The 21,723-nt window shown below is 42.7% G+C and carries 18 protein-coding genes and 1 pseudogene; 14 read left to right on the top strand and 5 right to left on the bottom strand.

The features are described 5' to 3' along the window. Positions 1-98 precede the first annotated feature (98 nt). The gene (locus ACFQ3W_RS09425) at positions 99-3,917 is read left to right on the top strand and encodes a YobI family P-loop NTPase (protein ID WP_379318969.1); all 3,819 of its coding nucleotides are present in this window, start codon (positions 99-101) and stop codon (positions 3,915-3,917) included. 579 nt (positions 3,918-4,496) lie between these two features. On the opposite strand, the gene ACFQ3W_RS09420 is transcribed toward ACFQ3W_RS09425, so the two are convergent. Beyond that, the gene (locus tag ACFQ3W_RS09420) at positions 4,497-4,730 is read right to left on the bottom strand and encodes a hypothetical protein (RefSeq protein ID WP_379318968.1); all 234 of its coding nucleotides are present in this window, start codon (positions 4,728-4,730) and stop codon (positions 4,497-4,499) included. Between the two features lie 66 nt (positions 4,731-4,796). On the opposite strand from ACFQ3W_RS09420, the gene ACFQ3W_RS09415 reads away from it, so the two are divergent. Further along, on the top strand, positions 4,797-7,040 hold the full coding sequence (locus tag ACFQ3W_RS09415; RefSeq protein WP_379318967.1) for a U32 family peptidase: 2,244 nt from the start codon (positions 4,797-4,799) through the stop codon (positions 7,038-7,040). A 73-nt stretch (positions 7,041-7,113) separates the two neighbouring features. Then, positions 7,114-8,853, top strand: coding sequence for an ABC-F family ATP-binding cassette domain-containing protein (locus ACFQ3W_RS09410; protein ID WP_379318966.1), 1,740 nt, complete (start codon positions 7,114-7,116; stop codon positions 8,851-8,853). 102 nt (positions 8,854-8,955) lie between these two features. Here ACFQ3W_RS09410 and ACFQ3W_RS09405 read toward each other — a convergent pair whose 3' ends face one another. Beyond that, entirely contained in the window at positions 8,956-9,549 is a 594-nt protein-coding gene (locus ACFQ3W_RS09405) for an isochorismatase family protein (protein WP_379318965.1), read from the bottom strand. A gap of 140 nt (positions 9,550-9,689) precedes the next feature. Here ACFQ3W_RS09405 and ACFQ3W_RS09400 point away from each other — a divergent pair, with 140 nt between their 5' ends. Further along, positions 9,690-10,574 (top strand): TetR/AcrR family transcriptional regulator, encoded by an 885-nt coding sequence (locus tag ACFQ3W_RS09400; protein ID WP_379318964.1) that lies wholly within the window; start codon positions 9,690-9,692, stop codon positions 10,572-10,574. Between the two features lie 160 nt (positions 10,575-10,734). On the opposite strand, the gene ACFQ3W_RS09395 is transcribed toward ACFQ3W_RS09400, so the two are convergent. Next, on the bottom strand, positions 10,735-11,661 hold the full coding sequence (locus tag ACFQ3W_RS09395; RefSeq protein WP_379318963.1) for an AraC family transcriptional regulator N-terminal domain-containing protein: 927 nt from the start codon (positions 11,659-11,661) through the stop codon (positions 10,735-10,737). A 187-nt stretch (positions 11,662-11,848) separates the two neighbouring features. On the opposite strand from ACFQ3W_RS09395, the gene ACFQ3W_RS09390 reads away from it, so the two are divergent. The 8 genes from ACFQ3W_RS09390 to ACFQ3W_RS09355 all read left to right on the top strand — a co-directional run bounded on the left by ACFQ3W_RS09390 (position 11,849) and on the right by ACFQ3W_RS09355 (position 19,507). Next, complete coding sequence (locus ACFQ3W_RS09390) at positions 11,849-12,586, top strand: SDR family oxidoreductase (protein WP_379318962.1); 738 nt, start codon at positions 11,849-11,851, stop codon at positions 12,584-12,586. A 313-nt stretch (positions 12,587-12,899) separates the two neighbouring features. After that, positions 12,900-13,478, top strand: a complete 579-nt coding sequence (locus ACFQ3W_RS09385) for a TetR/AcrR family transcriptional regulator (protein ID WP_379318961.1) — start codon at positions 12,900-12,902, stop codon at positions 13,476-13,478. A gap of 182 nt (positions 13,479-13,660) precedes the next feature. Continuing rightward, positions 13,661-14,878, top strand: a complete 1,218-nt coding sequence (locus ACFQ3W_RS09380) for an NADH:flavin oxidoreductase/NADH oxidase family protein (RefSeq protein ID WP_379318960.1) — start codon at positions 13,661-13,663, stop codon at positions 14,876-14,878. A 17-nt stretch (positions 14,879-14,895) separates the two neighbouring features. Continuing rightward, positions 14,896-15,927: a zinc-binding alcohol dehydrogenase family protein gene (locus tag ACFQ3W_RS09375; protein WP_379318959.1), complete on the top strand. Its 1,032-nt coding sequence runs from the start codon at positions 14,896-14,898 to the stop codon at positions 15,925-15,927. Between the two features lie 287 nt (positions 15,928-16,214). Further along, complete coding sequence (locus ACFQ3W_RS09370; protein WP_379318958.1) at positions 16,215-16,793, top strand: TetR/AcrR family transcriptional regulator; 579 nt, start codon at positions 16,215-16,217, stop codon at positions 16,791-16,793. 353 nt (positions 16,794-17,146) lie between these two features. Further along, positions 17,147-17,848 carry an SDR family oxidoreductase gene (locus tag ACFQ3W_RS09365; RefSeq protein WP_379318957.1) on the top strand — a complete coding sequence of 234 codons (702 nt, stop codon included), beginning with the start codon at positions 17,147-17,149 and terminating at the stop codon, positions 17,846-17,848. Then, positions 17,823-18,404 (top strand): oxidoreductase, encoded by a 582-nt coding sequence (locus ACFQ3W_RS09360; RefSeq protein WP_379319060.1) that lies wholly within the window; start codon positions 17,823-17,825, stop codon positions 18,402-18,404. Before ACFQ3W_RS09365 ends, ACFQ3W_RS09360 begins: the two co-directional genes overlap by 26 nt. An 80-nt stretch (positions 18,405-18,484) precedes the next feature. Continuing rightward, positions 18,485-19,507: an NADP-dependent oxidoreductase gene (locus tag ACFQ3W_RS09355; RefSeq protein ID WP_379318956.1), complete on the top strand. Its 1,023-nt coding sequence runs from the start codon at positions 18,485-18,487 to the stop codon at positions 19,505-19,507. A 212-nt stretch (positions 19,508-19,719) separates the two neighbouring features. Here the strand turns inward: ACFQ3W_RS09355 and ACFQ3W_RS09350 are convergent, their stop codons facing one another. Further along, a complete protein-coding gene (locus tag ACFQ3W_RS09350) occupies positions 19,720-20,190 on the bottom strand; it encodes a pyridoxamine 5'-phosphate oxidase family protein (RefSeq protein WP_379318955.1) in 471 nt (156 codons plus the stop codon). Positions 20,191-20,486: 296 nt separating this feature from the next. Between ACFQ3W_RS09350 and ACFQ3W_RS09345 the strand changes: the two genes are divergently transcribed. Both ACFQ3W_RS09345 and ACFQ3W_RS09340 read left to right on the top strand, forming a co-directional pair. Continuing rightward, positions 20,487-20,723, top strand: a complete 237-nt coding sequence (locus ACFQ3W_RS09345; protein WP_379318954.1) for a DUF6953 family protein — start codon at positions 20,487-20,489, stop codon at positions 20,721-20,723. A gap of 134 nt (positions 20,724-20,857) precedes the next feature. Next, the gene (locus ACFQ3W_RS09340) at positions 20,858-21,127 is read left to right on the top strand and encodes a hypothetical protein (protein ID WP_379318953.1); all 270 of its coding nucleotides are present in this window, start codon (positions 20,858-20,860) and stop codon (positions 21,125-21,127) included. Between the two features lie 140 nt (positions 21,128-21,267). Here the strand turns inward: ACFQ3W_RS09340 and ACFQ3W_RS09335 are convergent. Next, positions 21,268-21,540: pseudogene (locus ACFQ3W_RS09335) on the bottom strand (aldo/keto reductase); the annotation flags it as partial. Positions 21,541-21,723: the final 183 nt, after the last annotated feature.

Here is a 21,723-nt window from a genome sequence, read left to right as displayed (position 1 = left end):
CGGCGATTGGGCCCAAGTATTGTCGTGGTGGATGAAATGAGGAATTCGTATCCATAGAACAGAAGTTAGCGATGATGCGAGACGGAGGGTAAGTATATATGTCTGAAAGAAAGCAAATATTTCAAAAACTTACACCAATTCGTAATGCTGAAATAGGCATTTACAGCGAAGCGATGGAATTTGTTTTTGAAAACAGAGACTTGCGAAATGTTGCTATTTCTGGTGCTTACAGTGCTGGGAAAAGTAGTGTAATAGAGTCATACAAAGAATTGCATCCTGACAAGAAGTTCATCCACATCTCGCTGGCGCATTTTCAATCGGCAGAGGAAACTGCTGCTACAGTAGATTCAGCAACTAATAGCGCACCTAAACCAGAAACAATAAAGGAATCTATTTTAGAGGGTAAGATCCTTAACCAGCTCATTCATCAGATTTCACCAAACCGTATCCCGCAAACAAATTTCAAAGTCAAACAAAAAGTTGTACGAAAGAAACTGGTTTGGTGGGTAATAGCTTCCATCTTTTTTATACTTTCGTTTCTCCATCTCTTCTTTTTCAGCGGTTGGAAAAGTTATGCGAACAACGTTTCACCAGCGTGGATTAAAACCATTTTGAGATTGACTGCGGAGAATAGTTCTCCTCTAGTAAGTGGGGTCATTTGTGTTGCGCTGGCGGCAATTCTACTGTACCACATTATAAATTTGCAGATCAACAAAGGCGTTTTTAAGAAGATTAGTGCAAATAAGTTCACTATAGAAATTTTTGAAGGCAGTGATGATTCGTATTTCGACAAATATCTAAATGAAGTATTGTATTTATTTGATCAATGCGCGGCGGATGTCATTGTCTTCGAAGATATGGACAGATACAACGCCAATCGCATCTTTGAACGTCTCAGGGAGGTTAATTATCTTGTAAACGTTCAGAGAAGCAAAGAAGTAGATGTAAAGCCGCTCCGCTTCTTCTACCTCCTGCGGGATGACATTTTCATATCAAAGGACAGAACTAAGTTTTTTGATTTTATCATCCCAATAGTTCCTGTTGTCGCTAGCTCTAACTCATACGACAAGTTTATCGAGCATCTCAGCGATAACGGTGTGCTGGGGCTGTTTGACGAATCGTTTTTGCGTGGTCTTTCTTTGTACATTGACGATATGCGGTTGCTAAAGAACATCTGCAATGAGTTTTCAATTTATGATAACCGGCTGAACATTACAGAGTTGAAACCTGATAAGTTGATGGCGATTATCGCCTACAAGAATCTTTTCCCGCGGGATTTCAGCGAATTGCAGTTAGGCAGGGGATTTGTTTTCACGCTTTTTGACAAGAAGGAGCAATTTATTGCAGCGAAGATCATCCAACTGGAAGCGGAGTTGGCGGCAGCAAGGGCGAGACTGGAAGCGACCAAAAATGAACATCTAACTTCCGTTCATGAGCTTGATTTGGTTTTCCAAGAAAAAAGAAGCATGTTGAGTAACTACAGCTATCAACAGCGGCAAACGCAATCACAACAGATTGAAACTGAGTATACAAATCGAAAAGAAGCACTTGAGAATCGAAGTGCTGGTCGGCAGCCCGCTTTAGAAGATGATATTACTCGTCTTGAGAGCAAAATTGCACGAGTTAAGAATGAGGCATTGCAGGATATTATCACCCGTGAGAACATTGACGAACTGTTTGCGGTAACGAGCAAAAACAATATTGGAGTTATCTCAGATTTCAGTGACATTCGTGGGAACGACTACTTTGACTTGCTCAAATACCTCATTCGTAATGGTTACATTGATGAATTTTATGCCGATTACATGACCTATTTCTACGAACACAGTCTGAGCAGGACGGATAAGATATTCCTTCGCAGCGTGTCCGACCAAGTCAAGAAGGAACCTGTCTACCAATTGAAAGAACCGCAAAAGATACTCATTCATCTAAAAGTTTCTCATTTTGACCAACCAGAAGTCTTGAATTACGATCTACTTTTCTTTCTTCTGCAAAAGTTCGCTGTCAATGAAACTACCATACCTTATCTTACCGCCACTCCTACATTTCCGACAATTGAGGCTGGCATAACAAAAGAGCAACAATGCTTAATGGCTATGGTACAACAAATACTCAGCACAAAAGATTATTTCTTCCTGCAGAGCGTATTTATCGACATACAAGACGAAAAACTCAATCTTCTTGTCAATTTTCTAAATTCAGCAAGGAAAGATTGCCTTACAAACATACTTATCAGAAAGACTGATTTCGCTGGAGGATGTCGAGATGATTTTGTTTTCAGAACACTCATAATCACTCCAGACCGTGATCTCACAAACGATGACGAGTTTACGAACGCGTTGTCCGCTTTCGTTTCCAATCATCCGTTCATCTTTGATAGAGCCAGTGTTGAAGAAAATAGGCTGAAAGCCATGTTTGGGGAGGATGTCAGGAAGAACCTCTTGATTGTTTCGCTCATCGAACGCTTCAAACTGCTCAAAATACGCTTTTGTAGTATTGACTATCAAACCACAGACACAAAACTGTTCGATGAGGTGTATTCCAACAACCTATATAAATTATCATTTTCCAATATTGCACACTTGCTAAAAGTTAAGTATGATCTCACGGAATCGGACGACCTCAAATATAAGAATTATACCTTGATAAGTGCACGACCGGACAGCCCGCTCGCGGTGTATGTCGAGAGTGAAATCGACTGCTATATCGAAGAAGTTCTCATGCACTGTGACAAGCGGATTGAAGATGACGAGACGGCGGCCAAGGCGATACTAAACAATGACGAAATATCCACCGAAAATAAGACGGCTTATATTTCTGTTCTCAAAACAGAGATTCAGGCTCTATCAGACGTTGAAGAGGAGTCACTTTGGAAACAACTGATTACGTCAAATCTTGTAACACACACTGAAGAAAACATAATCAATTATTTCGTGCAATGCGGAAATAGTCTTACAGACGACTTGGTTCAGTTCATTGACGCTGATGAACAGACATACAATTTCTCCAAGGTTCGAAACCAATATGATAAAGAGACTCAGAGGGCATTCTTCAAAGCAATAGTTAGATGCGATTCTTTAAGTGATGCTCACTACGAACAGTTTCTTGCAACACTTGAATGGCATTATAAAAATGGTTTTGATGTTGAAGACATCTCTGGAAAGAAGATGGACATTCTCGTTGACAACAATGTAATTCGGATGGGCGAAGCCAACCTCACCTTCATCCGAGCGACTTATCCCGACAATCTGATTCAATATATCATTGTGAATATCGAGGAATATTGCGACTTAATTGTAGCGTCAGAGTTATTTAATTCTGACGAAGCGATTGAACTGCTCGTAGAACACATTTCCGACGAGTTCAAACTGAGGTTGATTGAGAATATTGAGGACGAATTTACGGCTATAAACTCAGCCTATACTGATGCGGTTAAATCGTATATTATTCTGAACAAATTCCGCAAAGAAGATTTACCGTACTTCGTTTCGCATTACAAAACAGAAGGCGAGAAAACGAAAGCTGCGATTATTTCAAAGACTATGGACTGGTTGGAAACGCCTCTTACAGAACCACTGCCAATTTCGAGGGAGCTTTTCGAGGATATCATTTCGTCTGATAGAAGCATGACCTCAGAAGAAAAATCAACTCTGTTTTGGTGCCTGCTTCCTACACTAGACAAAGCCCAGTGCAAGCATTATCTGAGCCAGCTTGGTCTAGATGATGATTTCCTTAGCTTGTTTGAACAAAAGCGACCGAAAATTCTGATTAACGATACAAATAAGCGAATACTCGAAGAATTTCAAAGCAAATACTGGATTACCAAGTTTGAAGTCGACGACAGAGATGGCAACTATTACCGAGCGTATGGTCGCAGAGTACTTACAGGTCCCGAAAAAGATGATGTTATGGATTAGTGGTTGGAAATGGACGGCGTCCTTGGCTACGACTTTATGAAGGCGGCGGGTGTGGTCATTGATGACAGAACTCAGACGCTAGGGATAGGGGTCTCATATTCGCAAAGAAGGCACCCGCTTTGGGTGCCTTTCGATTTCGCCTCATGGATGTTACGCCGAACCGTATCATAAGTAACGGCGAAAAAATTGTAAATTGGTTGGATACGGGAAAAATACAACCTTTCAAATCAAAGTCTAGTAACTGAAGTGCCTCAGCTTGACCTGGAGCCCCTGGCGAATCTAGAAAAACATGTGAGATGGGCGATGTATCGACACCTGAGCATATTCACACACCACCTTATCCCACACTTTAACAAGCCACACAAAGGAGAATGTCCATCGTAGATGTTCTCTTTTTCATTACGCATGATATTACAGTCTGACTCACATACATCTGTTCCATCTTATCTTCACCACCGTTTTTGAAATTGTATTGGTCTAATGGCATGCTCAATCAATTCATGGCCTCCATCTGCCGGTATGCTTCACCTAGGCCAATTGAATCATAGTAAGCCCGCGTCACATCCTCCATGCGCCGGGTCACAGCATCATGCTGCTCCATCGGATAAACTCAAGGATAGCTATGGTGATGGCCTGTTCGCGCGTTGCCTCATGCACCTTGATCTCTACGCCGTAGAGCGTATAGCAACCTGTGCCCCCGTTGAATAGCTTGTGCTTCATTGCAATCGCCTTGATTGCTGTGACGGGACGGATCACTTTCATCGGTCCAAGCGTCTTGAAGCCCTTCTGGATAATCTCCTCCAGCAGCTCCATGTCACGGAGAACGTATCACAAGTAACTACAAATTTTTTTTGATTTATGGGTCATAAGGAGGAAAAAATGACTGAATTACTAGCTCCAGCAGGAAATATGGAGGCTTTAAAAGCTGCAGTTTCTAATGGTTGTGATGCAATATACTTAGGAATGCAAAAATTTGGTGCACGTGCATACTCATCTAATTTTGATTTAGAATCGTTAAAAGAGGCTGTTACGTATGCGCACCTGAGGAATGTTAAAATCTATGTTACCATGAATACCATCGTTTTCGAGAACGAAGTGGAAGAGATGAAAGAGCAGATCCGCCAATTAAATGAAATCGGTGTGGATGGCATTATCGTCCAGGACCTGGCTGCTTTCGATTATATCGTTAAAAACTTTCTTGATATGGAAGCACATTGTTCAACACAAATGGGAATAGACGATGTAGACGGAACTTTATTATTTAAAGAACTTGGTGCTAAAAGAGTTGTTCTGTCCCGTGAGGTTGAGATTGAAAAAGTAAAAGAGATCAAAAGAATAGCGGAAATCCCTTTAGAAATTTTCGTTCACGGCGCTTTATGTGTATCTTATTCGGGAAACTGTCTCATGTCAGGATTAAGCGGCTATCGATGCGCAAATCGCGGAAGATGTGTGGGTTCATGCCGTAAGGAGTATGAACTAATGGATAAGACAACAGATACATCTTTAGGGAAAAGCTATATTCTATCTACCAAGGACTTAAACACAATCGATTATACCGATGATTTAAAAGAAATCGATTCTTTAAAAATCGAAGGTCGAATGAAAGATCCTACGTATGTTGCGAATGTTGTATCCAAATATCGCATGGCCTTGGATCATAAAATAACCGAAGAAGATAAAGAAGATCTGAAAAAAACATTCAATCGAACCTTTACGAAAGGATATTTATTTCGCGAAGATAAAAGAAATATTACAAACATCTTAAGACCGAATAACTTTGGTTATGAAATTGGAACAATCAGCAAGATTGTTAAAGATACGTATGAAATAACACTTACACGTCCTCTAAATCAAAACGATAACATCCGGATAAGTCACAACCATGAGGATGTTAATTTAACGGTTGCAAAACTGTACGATAAAGATGGCGAATTCATCAACAAAGCAGATCGTGTCTGCTATATCAAAATCAAAGAAAAGTTGTCTATAGGAGATTTAGTATATAAAACGAAGGATTATTTCTATACCAAAGAATTAGAAGCATCACTGGAAAAAGAATTTAAGCGGTTTAACCTAGATATCCGAGTATATGCAAGTCCGGGTTCAAAGCTTTTCATAGATGCAGAGGGCTTAGGCTTTCATTATTTTTATGAGAGTGAGGAAATACTAGGCGAAGCCATTAATAATCCAACAACAAAAGACCAGGTAATCAAGCAATTTTCAAGATTAAATGATACGATATTCGAGCTTAACCATGTGGATTACGAGGAATGCAATGCGTTTATTCCAGCTAAATTGTTAAATGCAGCAAGAAGAGATATTGTCCTGGGCTTGTATGACTTAAAGCTTAACAGCCGAGAGAAAAGAACCAAGGCTGTGGACGCAAAAGAAAAAATAAGCTTTGCCCCTGTAAAACCATACCTTACGGCCTCTGTAACAACGAAGGAACAGTATGATGCTTGCGTGAGCTGTGGAATTCAGGAAATATATTTTGAAAACGTGGTTAGAAGAAATCAGAATCATTATAAGGACAAAGAAGGGCAGCTGCTGATCGGAGGATATGGCGGGGTTTATCACTACAGAGCAACGAATCCGTTTGTTACGGACTATTCTCTAAATGTTGTTAATGCTACTAGTTGCTATGAATTATATAAATTAGGTGCAAAACGAGTCACTTTATCTTATGAATTGAATAAGAGCCAAATTGAAGATTTAATGAATGCCTATTATGAAGAAAATGATGGCTATCCAGCACTGGAAATGATTGTATATGGCAAGGCTCCTTTGATGTTTACCAAATATTGTCCGATGAAAAAAATGGATCAATGCAGAATTTGCAAAACGAAGAGTTATGAGTTAAAAGATGAGCACGGAACGTTCCCTATCCTTTCCCATGAGGATTGTACAACGACGCTCCTTAATGGGAAGACGCTTAATCTTTTAGATGATCTCCAGAACCTCAAAGGAATTGAGGCGTTCCGATTAAACTTTACCGTTGAATCCAAAGAGCAGGTTGTGAATATCATTCATACGGCCTCAGGCAAATTAAATGGCTCAATGAATCATGCTGTTTTTAATCAGGACACAGACACAAGAGGACATTTTAATAAAGAGATTGTGTAGGTATGCTCGAAATCTATGTTCTGCAATACATTTAATAACGGTCACCATTTTAGCTATCAAGAAAGGTAACACTATGATAAAAGTTGATAATCTATCCTTCTCGTTTCCGCAAAAAGAACTCTATACCAACATTTCATTTACGCTCGAAGAGGGACAACACTGCGCCTTTATCGGAACAAGCGGCAGTGGGAAAAGCACGCTGATCGATATACTCATGGACCCGGAAAGACATTTATTCGAGGGCAAATTGGAGATCGACCCGGATTGTACAATCGGGTATGTCAGTCAGTTCCCGCAAGTCGAGCACAATAAAGAAATGACCGTTTTTGAATATATCGGAGAAAAATTTATTAAGATCCAAGATGAAATCACATCGATTTATGCGGAAATGGCAACCACATCGGATATGGATTCGCTGCTGGAAAAGTATCAATTGGCTTTAGATGCATTCGATTCGATGGATGGGGATAATTTCGAAAATAACATCAATAAGCAGCTCAACCTGGCCAACCTCATGAAGCTAAAGGACCTTAGCGTATCTGCTCTGAGCGGCGGGGAATTCAAACTTATTCAAGTCATCAAAGAAATGCTGGGCAGTCCTGATTTGATGATCATGGACGAACCCGATGTGTTTTTAGACTTTGAAAACCTAAATGGGCTTAAAAAATTGATCAATTCCCACAAAGGAATGCTGCTGGTCGTTACGCACAACCGATATCTTTTGAATCATTGTTTCAACAAAATCATACACCTTGAAAACACGGAGCTCCAAGAGTTTGACGGGCGATATATCGAGTATAACTTCTCGTTGCTCCAGACCAAAATCGAGCTGCAAGAAATCGCAGTCGCTGAAGCAGAAGAGATCGAGAGATACGACAGCATCATCGATAATCTTAGAGCGATTGCAACTTATAATTCAGAAGCTTCAAGAGGTAGAGCGTTAAAAGCTAGAGTGAAGTTTCAAGAAAGATTGGAAGCACGTAGAATTAAAGCGCCGTTTGTTGATATTAAGCAACCGAATATTAATTTTGGCATTCATAATGAAATTGAAGATACCGTTGTTGTAAAAGTCGATGATTATAGCGTTGCCTTCGATGAGCTGCTTTTAGAAAATGTTAACTTTGAGATCCAATCTACGGATAAAGTAGCCATTATCGGTCCAAACGGTACCGGGAAAACGACTTTGCTCCGAGAAATCTTTAAAAACAATCATGAGTCGATTGAAATCAATGCTGATGTTAAAGTGGCTTATCTATCTCAGCTTCAAGGCGAAACGCTAAAAGACTCCAATACCATAATGGATGAATTCATCGATGCCGGGTTTAAAACGTACGATGAGATCAGATCGTATCTTTCAAACTTTGATTTTGAAGGAGAGATCCTTGATCAAAAGATCGAATCTTTGTCTGGTGGAGAAAAGAACATGCTTCAATTGGCCAAAGTGTCTGCCAGCAAAGCAAACTTACTGCTTCTTGACGAACCGACAAGCCATTTGGACATCTATACACAGATCGCACTGGAGAAAGCCATCGAAGACTATAAAGGTGCGATTCTGATGATCTCTCATGATTTCTATTCGGTCGTAAACGGCATGGACTATGTGTTAATCATTGACGATAAAACGATTAGAAAAATGAGCATGCGAAAATTTAGACAGATGATTTATGCGAGTCATTTTAATAGAGACTATTTGGAAACGGAACAAAAGAAAAAGTCGGTTGAATTGAAAATAGAACTGGCTTTAAAAGATAAGAATTTTGAACTTGCAAAAGGTTTGGTCGATGAGCTAGAAGAGATCATTAAGCTGCTTTAAATGATAACTCTCATGAAGACGGCGGACAGGGATCAATAAAAAGACACTGATGAATAGAACACAAAGCACTTATTGGATTCCCCGGGATTTTTACCACTCCCATTATGTAGATGCCGGATAAGATTGAAGCGCGGCGCAAGCAAGAATGTCCTCGGTTGAGCGGATTCTGCCAATACGCGGGAAGATAACCTTAATTACGTGTTCATGTTCCTCCTCGCTGAAGCCGGTCATGGCATCTGTCGCAAAAATTACCTGATACCCATGGGCGAAGGCTTCACGCGCAGTGGTATCTACGCCGATACCAGAAGCAATGCCGCAAAGCACGATCGTCGTGATGCCCCGCCGGCGCAACTGCAGATCCAAGTCCGTTCCGTAAAATGCTCCCCATTGGCGCTTGGTAATTAAATGATCGGTTTCAGTGACTCCGATCTCGGGTACAATTTCATCCCATCCAGGCACCAGATTGAAGGTTGGGGGGGCCTGATCCAGTAACGGACGAGGCATATCTTTGAAGTCTTTCGTGGATACGCGAACAAGCCCAACGAATGCGCCTGCCTCACGGAATGCTTGAACCATAGTGGCGGCGCGGGTGACGACTTGCTCTGCCGAGTGAGGGGCATACTGGGTTCCAAGCCACTTTTGCAAGTCGATTACGACTATTGCCGTCTTAGGAAATTGAAACAAAAGTTCTTCCAAGATTAATCACACTCCAACTATGAAATTGAGTTTGCCCCAGCGTGACCTACAGTTCAACATTTTGAAAAATGGGTCAATTGACTCTATGTTCATAATTTTGTACTATGAGTTTAAAGTTGTCAAGTGGGGGATACGTGAGGATGAGTGTAACCAAACAGGATATTATTCGTTCGGCTTCTAAGATGTTTAAAGAAAAAGGGTTTCTGGCGACCTCAATTCAGGAAATTGCTCAGGACTGTTCCATTGCAAAGGGCTCGGTGTACAAATATTTTCCGTCCAAAGAAGACTTATTGTGCGCGGTTTTCGACGAGTGCCAGACGGTTTATTTTGATCGGGCAGAGCACCTGAAACAAACCGAGACGGGCACTCCCAAGGAGCGGCTCGTCAATCAAATCGTATTTCGCTTTCAGTATTTTATTGAATACAGTCACATTATGGTTGACTTCATAGATCTTCCTATTACGCAGTACGCAACTTTCCGTTCACTAAGGAATCATGTTCGCGCCCGTATGATGGAGTGGCATAGATACTGGCTACTTGAAGTTTATGGTGAGAGAATCGAATCGTTTCTCTGGGATCTAATTTTTATATACCGTGCGATCCTGAAGGACTATCTGCAGCGCATCATCTTCGAGGTGAAGCAGCTGTCGATAGAGGATACAGCTTGGTTCATCGTCGATAAAATGGATGCGCTAGTCGAACATATGTCTAGGTCAGGTTCGAAGGGGCTACTTGGACAAATCGCTTTCACAAAATTTATTCATTCAGATTCAAAGGACTGGAATAACGAAAAAGAAAGAATTATCGAAGAATTGTTCGGCAGAGTGACCGCGCTGCTTGAGGCTTGGCCCGGCGGGCTCGCTCGGCGGAGGGAGCTGCAAGAGATTGTTCAATTGCTGGGGACGGAGATCTCTCAGACTCAGCCCAAGAGATCGCTCATTCAGGCGCTTTGCGCCTACTTGGAACAAGAACAGGAGCTGAGAAGTTCGGTCATTCAGTTGAAGCAAATTGTCCTGGAAGAGTGAGAAAGCCTTATATTACATAGAGACTAGTTTCTGTATAAGGCATCCGATCGAGTCCCTTTCGATTTCGCTATAAAGGTGTTACGCTGAGCCGTACCACAAGTAACGGCAAGTTTTTGAAGTAATGCTTGTTTTACACGATTATATAGGTCATTTGACAAATTCACGCAAGGACTTCGGAGTCTTTGGTCGAACCGCGAATCTCTTGAACATCTCGCATGGGTGGCCGGCCATACATACGGGCATATTCACGGCTAAATTGGGATGGGCTTTCGTAGCCGACGCGGAACGCCGCATCAGAGGCTTGGAGGGATTCCGTCAACATTAACCGCCGAGCTTCTTGCAAACGCACCGTTTTCTGGTATTGCAATGGGCTCATCGCCGTTACGCGTTTGAAATGCTTATGAAACACCGATATGCTCATATTTACGGATTTTGCGAGTTGACTGATCGCCAGCGGGCGGTCATATTGCCGAATGATGAATCGGATGGCTTGAGCGATGTTATAGGAATGGCTTCCGCTGGTCGCCATTTGATAAAGAAGCGCACCTTGTTCGCCTTGAAGTATTTGATACAGAACTTCTTGGGTGATAAGCGGTGCCAGGACTGGAATGCCCTGAGGCTCGTCGAGCAGCTGCATGAGCCGCAAGACGACTTCGAGCAACGCAGGAGACATTTGGTTTACGGTTATCCCTCGGATGGTTTCTGATTCTGCGGAAGCTGGCCGATTCATTTTTTCCACGATTTCCAGGATGACGGCGGCGTCGAAGCTCAGTTTCAAACTGAAATAGGGAATCACGGGAGAAGCTTCGACTATTTTACCTATGATGGGCAATTCAACGGAAGTTACCAAGTATGTCGAAGGATCGAACCGGTACATTTCTCCAGCCAACGTGGCCGTCTTCACACCCTGCGCTACGACGCAAATAGATGGTAGGTTGACGGACTCCAGCGGTTCCGACACATGAGTGGCATGCATCAGAGACAAATTAGGAACGGCCGTTCGATATATTCCGCTAGTGGGGGCATGGCGATGGATCAAAAGCGCCAATTGCTGCAAAAGTTGGTTCATACGCTGTGATTCGTCCATAGTGTCCATGTAGGCCATCCTTTCCAGGGAGAATGATCTTACTTTTATTATAGGGAGGCGAAAGAGAATTAGGCAAGAATCGAACAGGAATAGTCTAACGGGGCGAAACGAATATTTACTATAATGAGATAGCAAGGTTTGGTGAATAATTTATAGATCCACTACATGATAAAGGAGAGGAAAGGGAATGAGCTTGAATGGAAAAGTCGCAATTGTCACTGGGGCGTCGCGCGGCATTGGCCGGCAGGTGGCCATTCAATTAGCACGCTCCGGAGCGAAAGTGGCGGTCAATTATTCCTCGAGCCGTGACAAAGCGGACGAGGTTGTAAAGACGATTGAGCAATTTGGCGGTCAGGCGGTAGCCGTCCAAGCAGACGTGAGTAAAGTGAACGAAGTTGAAGCATTGTTCTCGGAAACACTGGAGAGATTCGGACGTTTGGACATCCTGGTCAATAATGCTGGCTTCATGGAAAACCATACGATCGCGGACGTAACGGAGGAGTGTTTCGATCGGCATTTCGCGCTCAACGTGAAAGGGACTTATTTTGCTTGCCAACAAGCGATGAAGCATATGGCGAAAGGCGGAACCATCATTAACTTCTCGACGTCCGTCTCGGGCGCGATGCTCCCAACATACAGCGTTTATGCCGCAACGAAGGGGGCGGTCGAACAGTTGACTCGCCAATTAGCCAAAGAATTCGGTCCCAAGGACATTGTCATCAATTGCATCGCGCCCGGGCAAGTGGCAACCGATTTGTTCCTGAACGGCAAGACGCCAGAGTTGGTCGATTCGTATCGTCGAATGAACGCATTCGGTCGGCTTGGTGAACCGGAAGACATTGCGAATGCTCTCGAGTTGCTCGTTAGCGACAAAGCCCGTTGGATAACGGGACAGACAATTCGCGTAAACGGAGGGTTTAACTGAATATTGAGGAAGCTGGTTTTGAGAAAGAAGAGACGAACGGACAACGGGCAGCAGCGTTGGTGGCTCGCCTCTTTTTTTTCGCCTTCATGACAAAATTAAAGGATGACCTAAAACTTGCCGTTACAGACAGCACGGAGAACCATACCATAAGTAACGACGAATTTTTTTGACGAAAACCTTTTTGGAAAGGTATAACAGAATTATCTCGAGGATGCAATGGGTATGATTAGTGTTGCGACGGAGAGTTAAGGTGACAATCTATTCTTTACTGATCGTTCTCAATATGCTATATTGATGACGGGAGGGAAATGAAATGGCGAGAAGCAAGGAGTTTGAAGAGCAAGCGGTATTGGATAAGGCGATGAGACTCTTCTGGGAACAGGGTTATGAGAAGACGTCCATGACCGATCTGGTCGAGCACATGGGAATCCATCGCAGAAGTTTGTATGACACATTTGGCGATAAACATCAGCTGTTTCTGAAAGCTATAGATCGTTTTGATAATAAAATAACCGCCTCGCTTGCAGGAGGAATTAAACGCTCCAAGACTGCAACGGAAGCTCTTCAATTTATTTTTGAATTCATGATTATTGGAGAAGAGGACTCACCTCCCGGATGCTTAATGGTGAATTCGGCCGTGGAATTGGCAGCACGAGATCCCGATGTGGATACAAAGTCCACTGAAGCGTTCACAACAGCAGAGCAGCTGCTCAAAGAAATTATTCTTTGGGGGCAACGGGACGGCGAATTCACCACTGAGTACGAAGTCGATGAATTGGCGGAATATCTACATAATGTTGGGGTTGGGTTAAAAGTAATGGCAAGAACCTCAGTTGCTAAAGAGAAACTTTGCCGTATCGCCCATGTATCGATGAAATTTTTAGAAAAATGATGGAGTCATTTTTTCTTCATTTTAGAACGGTCGTTCCCAAAAATATCAGTCGCCTCCTTGCCAATAGCCATTTCTCCCTCATGCAATAAATGTTTGCGCGTATTTTAGAATGATCGTTCTTATACATGAACCGAAGCAAATAAACGATGAGGAGGTAAACAACATTGCATCATACATCAATCTTGGCCAAGCCATTGACACTTAAGAATGGAGTGACCATCAAAAATCGCTTTTTTAAAGCGGCGCTGAGTGAAACCTTGGCTAAAAAAGACGATGGCCCAAGTCGTTTGTTGGTTAATCTGTATCGAACATGGGCAAGAGGGGGAGCAGGACTTCTTATAACAGGGAACGTTATGATCGATCGACGAGCAAAGGGAGAACCCGGAAACGTTGTTGTTGAAGACGAACGTGATCTGGTTCTGCTCGAAGAATGGGCTAAAGCGGGTACTGAAAATGGAACACATCTATGGATGCAGCTAAATCACCCTGGAAAACAATCACCCAAGATGTTATCCCAAGATCCGGTCGCGCCAAGCCCGATCCCTCTTTCTGGCGATATCAAGGGTTTCTTTAATCCCCCTCGAGCTCTTACTGCCGAAGAGATTGAAGATCTAATCCTACGTTTTGGAAATTCCGCAAGAATTGCGAAAAAAGCAGGGTTTACAGGTGTTCAAATTCACGCAGCGCATGGATATCTGATCAATCAATTTTTATCTCCACATCATAATGGGCGCAGCGATGAATGGGGCGGCAGCTTAGAGAATCGAATGAGATTCCTAGTTCGGGTATACACGGAGATTAGAAAACAAGTCGGTGAGCAGTTTCCGATAGGTATAAAATTGAATTCTTCGGATTTTCAGCGGGGGGGCTTTACAGAAGAGGAGTCCATGCAAGTCGTTAAAAAGATATCCGAATTAGGGATCGATTTAATCGAGATCTCCGGCGGGAACTATGAACAACCAAAGATGTTAGTTGCAGAAGCGAGAGAAAGCACTAAGAAACGAGAAGCTTATTTTCTGGAATTCGCGGAGAAGGTAAGAAAGATAACTAGTTCTCCATTAGTCGTAACGGGGGGATTTAGATCTTTAGATGGAATGACAAAAGCTTTAACCGATAGTGGAATCGATATGGTTGGAATAGGAAAGCCATTCGCTTTAGTTCCCGACCTTCCGAATCAAGCTTCCCAAGGAAAATTTACAAGTATTACTACAAATCCTATAAAAACTGGCGTTAAAAGTATTGATAAGAGTGCCTCCCTGTTAGAACTTGGGTGGTATGAGCAACAGTTACTAAGGATTGGTAAAGGAAACAAGCCAAAGCCCAATTATAACGTGTGGAAATCACTGTTTCGCATCCTGTTGACACAAGGCACTGCTGCGTTCAAAAAAAGAAGAAGTTAAGAAAGGATGGTAAGACAATGTCTAAGCAAGAGATGATGAGAGCGATCGGATATTACGAACCGGGAGAAGGAGTACCGCCGTTTCAGGAGGTTGTAGTGGAGAGACCAAAAGCGTCAGGGCGGGATTTGCTCGTCGCAGTGAAGGCGGTATCCGTCAATCCGTCGGATTGGCGGTCGCACAAGGACAAAAAACCGGACGATTCGTCGCTAACGATAGCCGGTCGGGACGTAGCCGGGGTTGTGGTCGAAGCAGGACCGGATTGCAATTTATTCAAAGTCGGCGACGAAGTTTATTATGCTGGAACCATCATTCGCCCCGGCGGATTCAGCGAGTTTCACTTGGTCGATGAACGAATTGTCGGCAAAAAGCCGAAAAGCCTCGATTTCGCGCAGGCAGCGGCTTTACCGTTGACAACCATTACAGCGTGGGAAGCTTATTATGACCGCCTGGGCATATCTAAGAATCCATTGGATAATGAGGGCAGAAGTATCTTGATTATCGGGGCTGCGGGGGGCCTCGGATCGATTGCTACTCAACTGGCCAAGCTTGCCGGTCTTACGGTCATCGCTACGGCCTCGCGTCCCGAGTCAATCGAATGGACGAAAGAACACGGTGCCGATCATGTTATCGATCATCATAAACCGCTTGAGCCTCAGCTAAAGGAGCTTGGCCTGAATGGCGTTCCGTATATTTTTGTTTTGAATAACCCGGATCAGCATTTGAATGAGATGAAGAAGGTGATTTTGCCGCAAGGGAAAATCTGCTCGGTTTTGCCATTTGAACAGCCGGCTGACCTTGGTGAATTGTTTGTAAAAAGCGTGACTTTTGCTTGGGAATTGATGTACACTCGTTCGGCATTTCAGACGGACGATATGATTGAACAGCATCGGTTGCTTAACGAAGTGTCTAATCTCGTGGATGCGGGGAAAATACGAACGACGATAAAAGAGCTTATCACGCCAATTAATTCCGCCAACCTGAAGGAAGCATTTCACAAGAGCTTGTCAGGCAGCACAATCGGTAAAATCGTATTAGAAGGATTTGAATAAAAGCCTGAGCAGACGGCGTATCACAAATGACGGCTAAATTTTAGTTGGAAGAGCATGAAAAACAATGTGTACGTTAAACTAAAAGCTAGAAGTAGTGAGAACGTAGCCCAAGCGAATACGTGGGAGCGTTCTTCTTTTTATGTTGAGCTAACGGGCAGGATAGTTCCAATATGTAGAATTGTAGGACAACCAACTCCGTGGAAATATTATGTCATTCAAAAAAGAACATGACGATTCTTTACTGATCGTTCTCAATATGCTATATTCATTGAGGGAGGGAGATGGGAATGGCGAGAAGCAAGGAGTTTGAAGAGAAAGAGGTTTTGGATAAGGCGATGCGGCTCTTTTGGGAGCAGGGGTACGAGAAAACGTCCATGACCGAGTTGGTTGAGCATATGGGTATTCATCGAAGAAGCTTGTATGATACTTTTGGAGATAAGCATAGTCTGTTCCTGAAAGCGATGGATCGGTTTGACGACAAAATCAGTGCCGCGCTTGCAGGAGGGGTTAGACGATCCAAGACCGCATCGGAGGCATTACAGTTTATTTTTAGCTTCATGATCGACGGGGATGAGGACTCGCCAGCCGGCTGCTTAATGGTGAATTCGGCCGTAGAATTGGCGGCACGCGACGTAGAAGTGGACAACAAGGCCACGAAAGCATTCACGACAGCAGAGCAATTGCTCAAGGAGATTATTCTTTGGGGACAGCGTGAAGGTGAATTCACCTCCACATACAATGCTGAGGAATTGGCTGAATATCTGCATAATGTATGGATTGGGTTAAGGGTAATGGCAAGAACCTCGGCTTCCAAAGAAAAGCTTCACCGTATTACTCATATTTCGATGAAACTTTTGGAAGAATGAGGGTAATCAGTTCAGATATGAAAAGTCTCCCTTCTGCTAACCCATGTTCTTTCAGATCGATTTATTTTATACCTTTTTTAGAATGAACATTCTCAAAAATAATCGCAGAAAGAAGCTCTAAAGCTTTGCTTTACAATGAAGTTTATCAGCGCAGTTAAAATAACAAACAACACAACACACAAAAACAACAGGATAAGGTACGCAGTTTTTTTTGCGAAATTGGGAATGATCGTTCTCAATAAGGAGCGAATATTGAGCAATACTCGCTACCGTATCTACTACGCATCAAAACGCAGACCGAATAGCTTCAAAAAACAATTTCATAAACAAAATACGATAAAAGGAGACATAAAATGAATATTTCTCAACAAGTTGCATTTGTCACTGGCGCGAACCGAGGTTTTGGTCGCCATCTCGCCCTTGAACTTATATCCAGAGGGGCTAAGGTGTATACCGGAGCCAGAAATCCAAAGTCCATTGACATTCCCGGTGCAATTCCTGTAAAGCTTGATATTACGAACCCTCAAGAGGTAGCGGCAGCTGCTATGGCCGCTCAAGATGTTACGCTTCTGATCAACAATGCAGGCTCTGCTACAGGAGCTACTTTGCTTGACGGTGATCTTGATCAAATACAGTTGGAATTTAATACGCACTTCTTTGGCACATTATCCATGATTCGCAATTTCGCACCTATTCTTATTAATAATGGTGGGGGATCCATACTGAATATCCTTTCCGCATTATCATGGTTCAGTAGTGGCGGGAGTGAAGGCGCTTATTCGGCTGCAAAGGCGGCTGCGTGGGCAATGACGAACGAGTTGCGCTTAAATCTGTATCCTCAAAATGTGAGAGTAGCTGGCTTGCATGTGGGCTTTATGGATACAGACATGACATCAGGCATTGAAGCTCCGAAGTCCAACCCTGCTGATATTGCAAAAATTGCAATTGATGGAATAGAGTCCGATAGCTTTGAAATTCTTGCTGATGAACCGAGCCGTCAACTCCAGCGTGCTCTCGCTGGCGGTGTAGCTGCTATTTACCCACAGCTTAAATGATGATAGTTATCTGATTAATCAATTTATTGGGGAGAATTCTAATACACGATCGGATAAATACGGTGGATCGATAAAGAACAGAGCTCGCTTTGCAATTGAAGTAACGAAAGCAATCGTTGAAGAAATTGGAGCAGAACGAACAGGCTTCCGTATTTCGCCAGGAACACCTCTTAACGGAATTAATGAAGGCGAACACGGTCCTGAAGTTTATCTTCACCTTGTAAAAGAATTAGCTCAATATAATTTAGCTTACCTCCATGTTATGCATTTAGGGAACGAAACACTGCTCCGAGAAATTCGCAACATCTGGCCAAATCCATTATTAGTCAATAGAGCTGGACGGGCTCTACAAGATCTTAGTGTAGATATTGATAATGGCCTTGCTGATATGGCGCCAGTCGAAGTATGGTCATTAGCTAATCCGGACTTAGTTGAACGTCTTAAAAAAGGCTTTCCTTTGAATGAAGCAGATCGTAAAACATTGTACTCTGGTAACGGAAACGAGGGTTACACAGATTACCCTACGATGAAAGAACTTCAATCCCAACAACAGTAACATGGATATTGCTTTAAGATGGCGTACAAGTTAAAGTACGCCATCAATTTTTCCAATAAACGAATGTGGAATTAAGATAAATGAGAAAAGGAGAAGATGAAGAATTGAAAGCTGCACAAATGAAAAAATATTCAAAACAAATCCAAGTAGAAATAAACAATATAAAAATACCGGAAATCAATAACCATGAGGTTCTTATCAAAGTAAAGGCTGCAGGTGTAAATCCCTTAGACATCCTAATTTTAAATGGTAGTATTCGCATGATTGCCGATTATGACTTCCCTTTAACTTTAGGAAACGAACTATCCGGCGTTATTGAGGCTGTTGGAAAAGATGTTGTGAAATTCAAGGTTGGAGATCCCGTTTATACGAGGCTACCAATAAATAAAATCGGAGCTTTTGCTGAGTATGTGGCAGTTCATGAGGATGCGATTTCCGTTATGCCTAAAAATCTTTCTTTTATTGAGGCCGCCGCGGTACCCCTCACGGCTTTGACTGCATATCAAGCCTTGCATGATGTACTTCATGTTCAGCCTGATAAAAAGCTATTTATTCCTGGAGGAACCGGTGGCTTTGGTACGATGGCAATCCCGATTGCCAAATCAATGGGGTTATATGTGATTACGAGCGGCAGTGAAAGAGGTAGATCACGTACACTGTCCATCGGCGCTGATCAATTCATTAACTATAAAGAGGAAAATTATTTTGATTTGCTATCTAATATTGATTACGTTATCGATACATTAGGGGCAAAAGAGATTAAAACGGAACTTGCTATTCTTAAACCCCAAGGGAAATTGGTATCATTAAAGGCTTTACCCAATTACCGCTTTGCTGTTGAAAATAACTTTCCGATATGGAAAAAGCTATTGTTTGGTTTAGTAGGTGCTCGTTTAGATCGATTAGCAGTTAAACAGAATAAAGAATATCACTTCTTATTCGTGTCCGCCAATGGCAGGCAATTACAAAAACTGACGAAACTAGTTGAGGATGAAGATATTAAGCCTGCTATAGATTCAGTTTACAAATTTGATGACATTAATATGGCTTTAAATAAAGTTTCTACTGGCCACTCCGAAGGAAAAGTGATTATAACCTTATAAGGATCGGATCATAAGTTAAATTTAGAGGCACCATTTAACTGGGTGTCTCTAAATTTAGCAAAAATGGGGAGTTTGCGGACACTCCCTTTGAGCTAACATTGTCTGTTATCAAATGTCTACTTCACATTAATTCAATAAGTCGAAATACATAGTATCCTTATACCCCAATGGCAGCAACCTAATAAGCAAATATAGAGAACCTCATAGACTATTTAATTTACCGTCTTATTGACAAAATCAATCTCATTTCTGATCCCTTTATGGGCGTCATTCCACAGGCCCTTTGTCAAGCGAATACGCAGCAGGCATGTGTTAGGGTCCTCGTCGTTATTGGCTTCGTAATACCAATCGGCGAATATTGTGCGCAGCTTTGTCATCATCTCCGCGTTTTTCTCGTCACACACCCAGCCCAGGTTTTCACCAATACCATCTGCCGTAAAGTTTTCGACAATGATACAAACGGCGACTTCGGGGTTTTGGGCGATCTGCTGCATCTTGTTTGAGGTCGCGTAGGTGACGGTGTAGAATGCGCCGTCCTCATAATAGGCGTCCACAATGCGGGCGGCGGGACGACATTTGCCATCGGCCCCCGGTTCCAGCGCGATGGTGGACAGAGAGATCAGGCCGTCCTTGTTACCTACTTGTTCTTCCAGCAGCCTCATGGCTTCGTCGTACTTGTTCATTTTATTACCTCCTAAGGTGCAATAAGGCATATATTATTAAATTTATCAGTGTAAAATCCTATTGCATGTGATGAAAAATACGATAATAGTGGGAAATGAAGGTATTTTTGTATGATTAGAATCATGATATCGAGATGCTGGAGCCCTTATTGAAAAAGTTCTTCTTAAAGAAGCAAGGTACAGCATAATTCTGCTAAGATTAATGAGTATTGCTTTCCGTTGGGCTGCACGTTAAGATTCAAGTACAGTTGTTACCGCACATTACAGGCTAAACGAGTATAAAGGAGAATAATCTCATGGAAGTAACCGCGCAGCAAGTGTCGGAATGGATGGTCAAGGAAATCAGGTTAAAGGGATCACTATACCAGACCGATGCGATTGAATATGTGAAGGCCAATTTCGGTGAGCAATTTGTATTCGTGAATGAGAATGGAAATGCGTCGCTGTCCAAAGAGGTAAAGAAGGCTTTCCGCAAGCTCCACGGCGGCCGAATTGCCTGGGACCGTGACGGTTTCTTTTGGGCTTGGACCTGAGGTTCTTATTCTTCAATTGGGAAACAATAAAATACACAAGGGCCGTCCAGAAGGCAGCTTTCACTGACTTTTTTGGACGTACTTGAGGGCAGATTATTATAGTTGTACTCAATGATACATATGGAGTGATGACCTTGAGATACAACGAGTACATTCGCCTGAAAACAGATAGATATCAATCTGTAGGAAAGTTTGGCGACAATATCTACGCGTATGAAGTCCTAACGGGGATCACCGACACCCCGGAGTACCACCAAATTTCTAAGGAGGAATTTGAATCGTTTGAAATTTGGAGCCAAGAGTATAATACGGAAAAATTATATGAAATCATTAACCGCCCTGTCATCTGCAGCGGCTACCTGGGAAGAGCGGAATTGAATACTTCATTGCTTCGTGATATGTAGTCGTATATTTTCAGGGTACAATTTGTGGGTAATTGAATTATCAATTCAAGTAAAGAAAGGACAGGGGGCAGTTCATGCCAGCCTATCCTTTCTTAATAGATGATGATCAACGCGTAATGAGTTTGTCTTTCGACTGAGGTTTACAGATCGATTCTCCAGTTGCCCATCCTCTTGGCGACTTCCGGATCGTGGTACGATAAGAAGAGACTTTCCCGCGTATCGAGGGTCGAAGTTTGTTCCATATTGTTCGCGCGGGGCTCAAAATCGAAAATGTCGATGTTTTCGACGATCCGCTCTTTGTGCACCGATTTTGGAATGACAACGACTCCACGCTGAACCAGCCAGCGAAGCACAATCTGGGCGATGGACTTGTTGTGTTTTTCTGCGATCGAGGCCAGCACTTCGTTGCCGAACCGTATCATAAGTAGCGGCAAGTATTTGAGTTTCAATTAATGCTTTTGTTACTATTCACCTGTATCCAATGTGGAAACCCCATGGAAGAAAGCGAGAAGATGCACTCGAACTTAGCCAATACGCGTCCCAACCAGACCATACGGTAGAGGATCACCGACAAACCTTGTAGGGTCCATTGCACA

Source organism: Paenibacillus puldeungensis, assembly GCF_042678945.1.
GTDB lineage: Bacteria > Bacillota > Bacilli > Paenibacillales > Paenibacillaceae > Fontibacillus > Fontibacillus puldeungensis.
Note: the sequence above shows the minus strand (reverse complement) of the source record. Positions and strands in the feature narration are given on the sequence as shown.

What these genes read in the sequence shown, in the direction of transcription:
- ACFQ3W_RS09425 (WP_379318969.1), top strand. Translation starts at nt 99, where the DNA reads ATGTCTGAAAGAAAGCAAATATTTCAAAAACTTACACCAATTCGTAAT.
- ACFQ3W_RS09420 (WP_379318968.1), bottom strand. Translation starts at nt 4,730, where the DNA reads ATGGAGCTGCTGGAGGAGATTATCCAGAAGGGCTTCAAGACGCTTGGA.
- ACFQ3W_RS09415 (WP_379318967.1), top strand. Translation starts at nt 4,797, where the DNA reads ATGACTGAATTACTAGCTCCAGCAGGAAATATGGAGGCTTTAAAAGCT.
- ACFQ3W_RS09410 (WP_379318966.1), top strand. Translation starts at nt 7,114, where the DNA reads ATGATAAAAGTTGATAATCTATCCTTCTCGTTTCCGCAAAAAGAACTC.
- ACFQ3W_RS09400 (WP_379318964.1), top strand. Translation starts at nt 9,690, where the DNA reads ATGAGTGTAACCAAACAGGATATTATTCGTTCGGCTTCTAAGATGTTT.
- ACFQ3W_RS09395 (WP_379318963.1), bottom strand. Translation starts at nt 11,661, where the DNA reads ATGGACGAATCACAGCGTATGAACCAACTTTTGCAGCAATTGGCGCTT.
- ACFQ3W_RS09390 (WP_379318962.1), top strand. Translation starts at nt 11,849, where the DNA reads ATGAGCTTGAATGGAAAAGTCGCAATTGTCACTGGGGCGTCGCGCGGC.
- ACFQ3W_RS09385 (WP_379318961.1), top strand. Translation starts at nt 12,900, where the DNA reads ATGGCGAGAAGCAAGGAGTTTGAAGAGCAAGCGGTATTGGATAAGGCG.
- ACFQ3W_RS09375 (WP_379318959.1), top strand. Translation starts at nt 14,896, where the DNA reads ATGTCTAAGCAAGAGATGATGAGAGCGATCGGATATTACGAACCGGGA.
- ACFQ3W_RS09370 (WP_379318958.1), top strand. Translation starts at nt 16,215, where the DNA reads ATGGCGAGAAGCAAGGAGTTTGAAGAGAAAGAGGTTTTGGATAAGGCG.
- ACFQ3W_RS09365 (WP_379318957.1), top strand. Translation starts at nt 17,147, where the DNA reads ATGAATATTTCTCAACAAGTTGCATTTGTCACTGGCGCGAACCGAGGT.
- ACFQ3W_RS09355 (WP_379318956.1), top strand. Translation starts at nt 18,485, where the DNA reads ATGAGAAAAGGAGAAGATGAAGAATTGAAAGCTGCACAAATGAAAAAA.
- ACFQ3W_RS09350 (WP_379318955.1), bottom strand. Translation starts at nt 20,190, where the DNA reads ATGAACAAGTACGACGAAGCCATGAGGCTGCTGGAAGAACAAGTAGGT.
- ACFQ3W_RS09345 (WP_379318954.1), top strand. Translation starts at nt 20,487, where the DNA reads ATGGAAGTAACCGCGCAGCAAGTGTCGGAATGGATGGTCAAGGAAATC.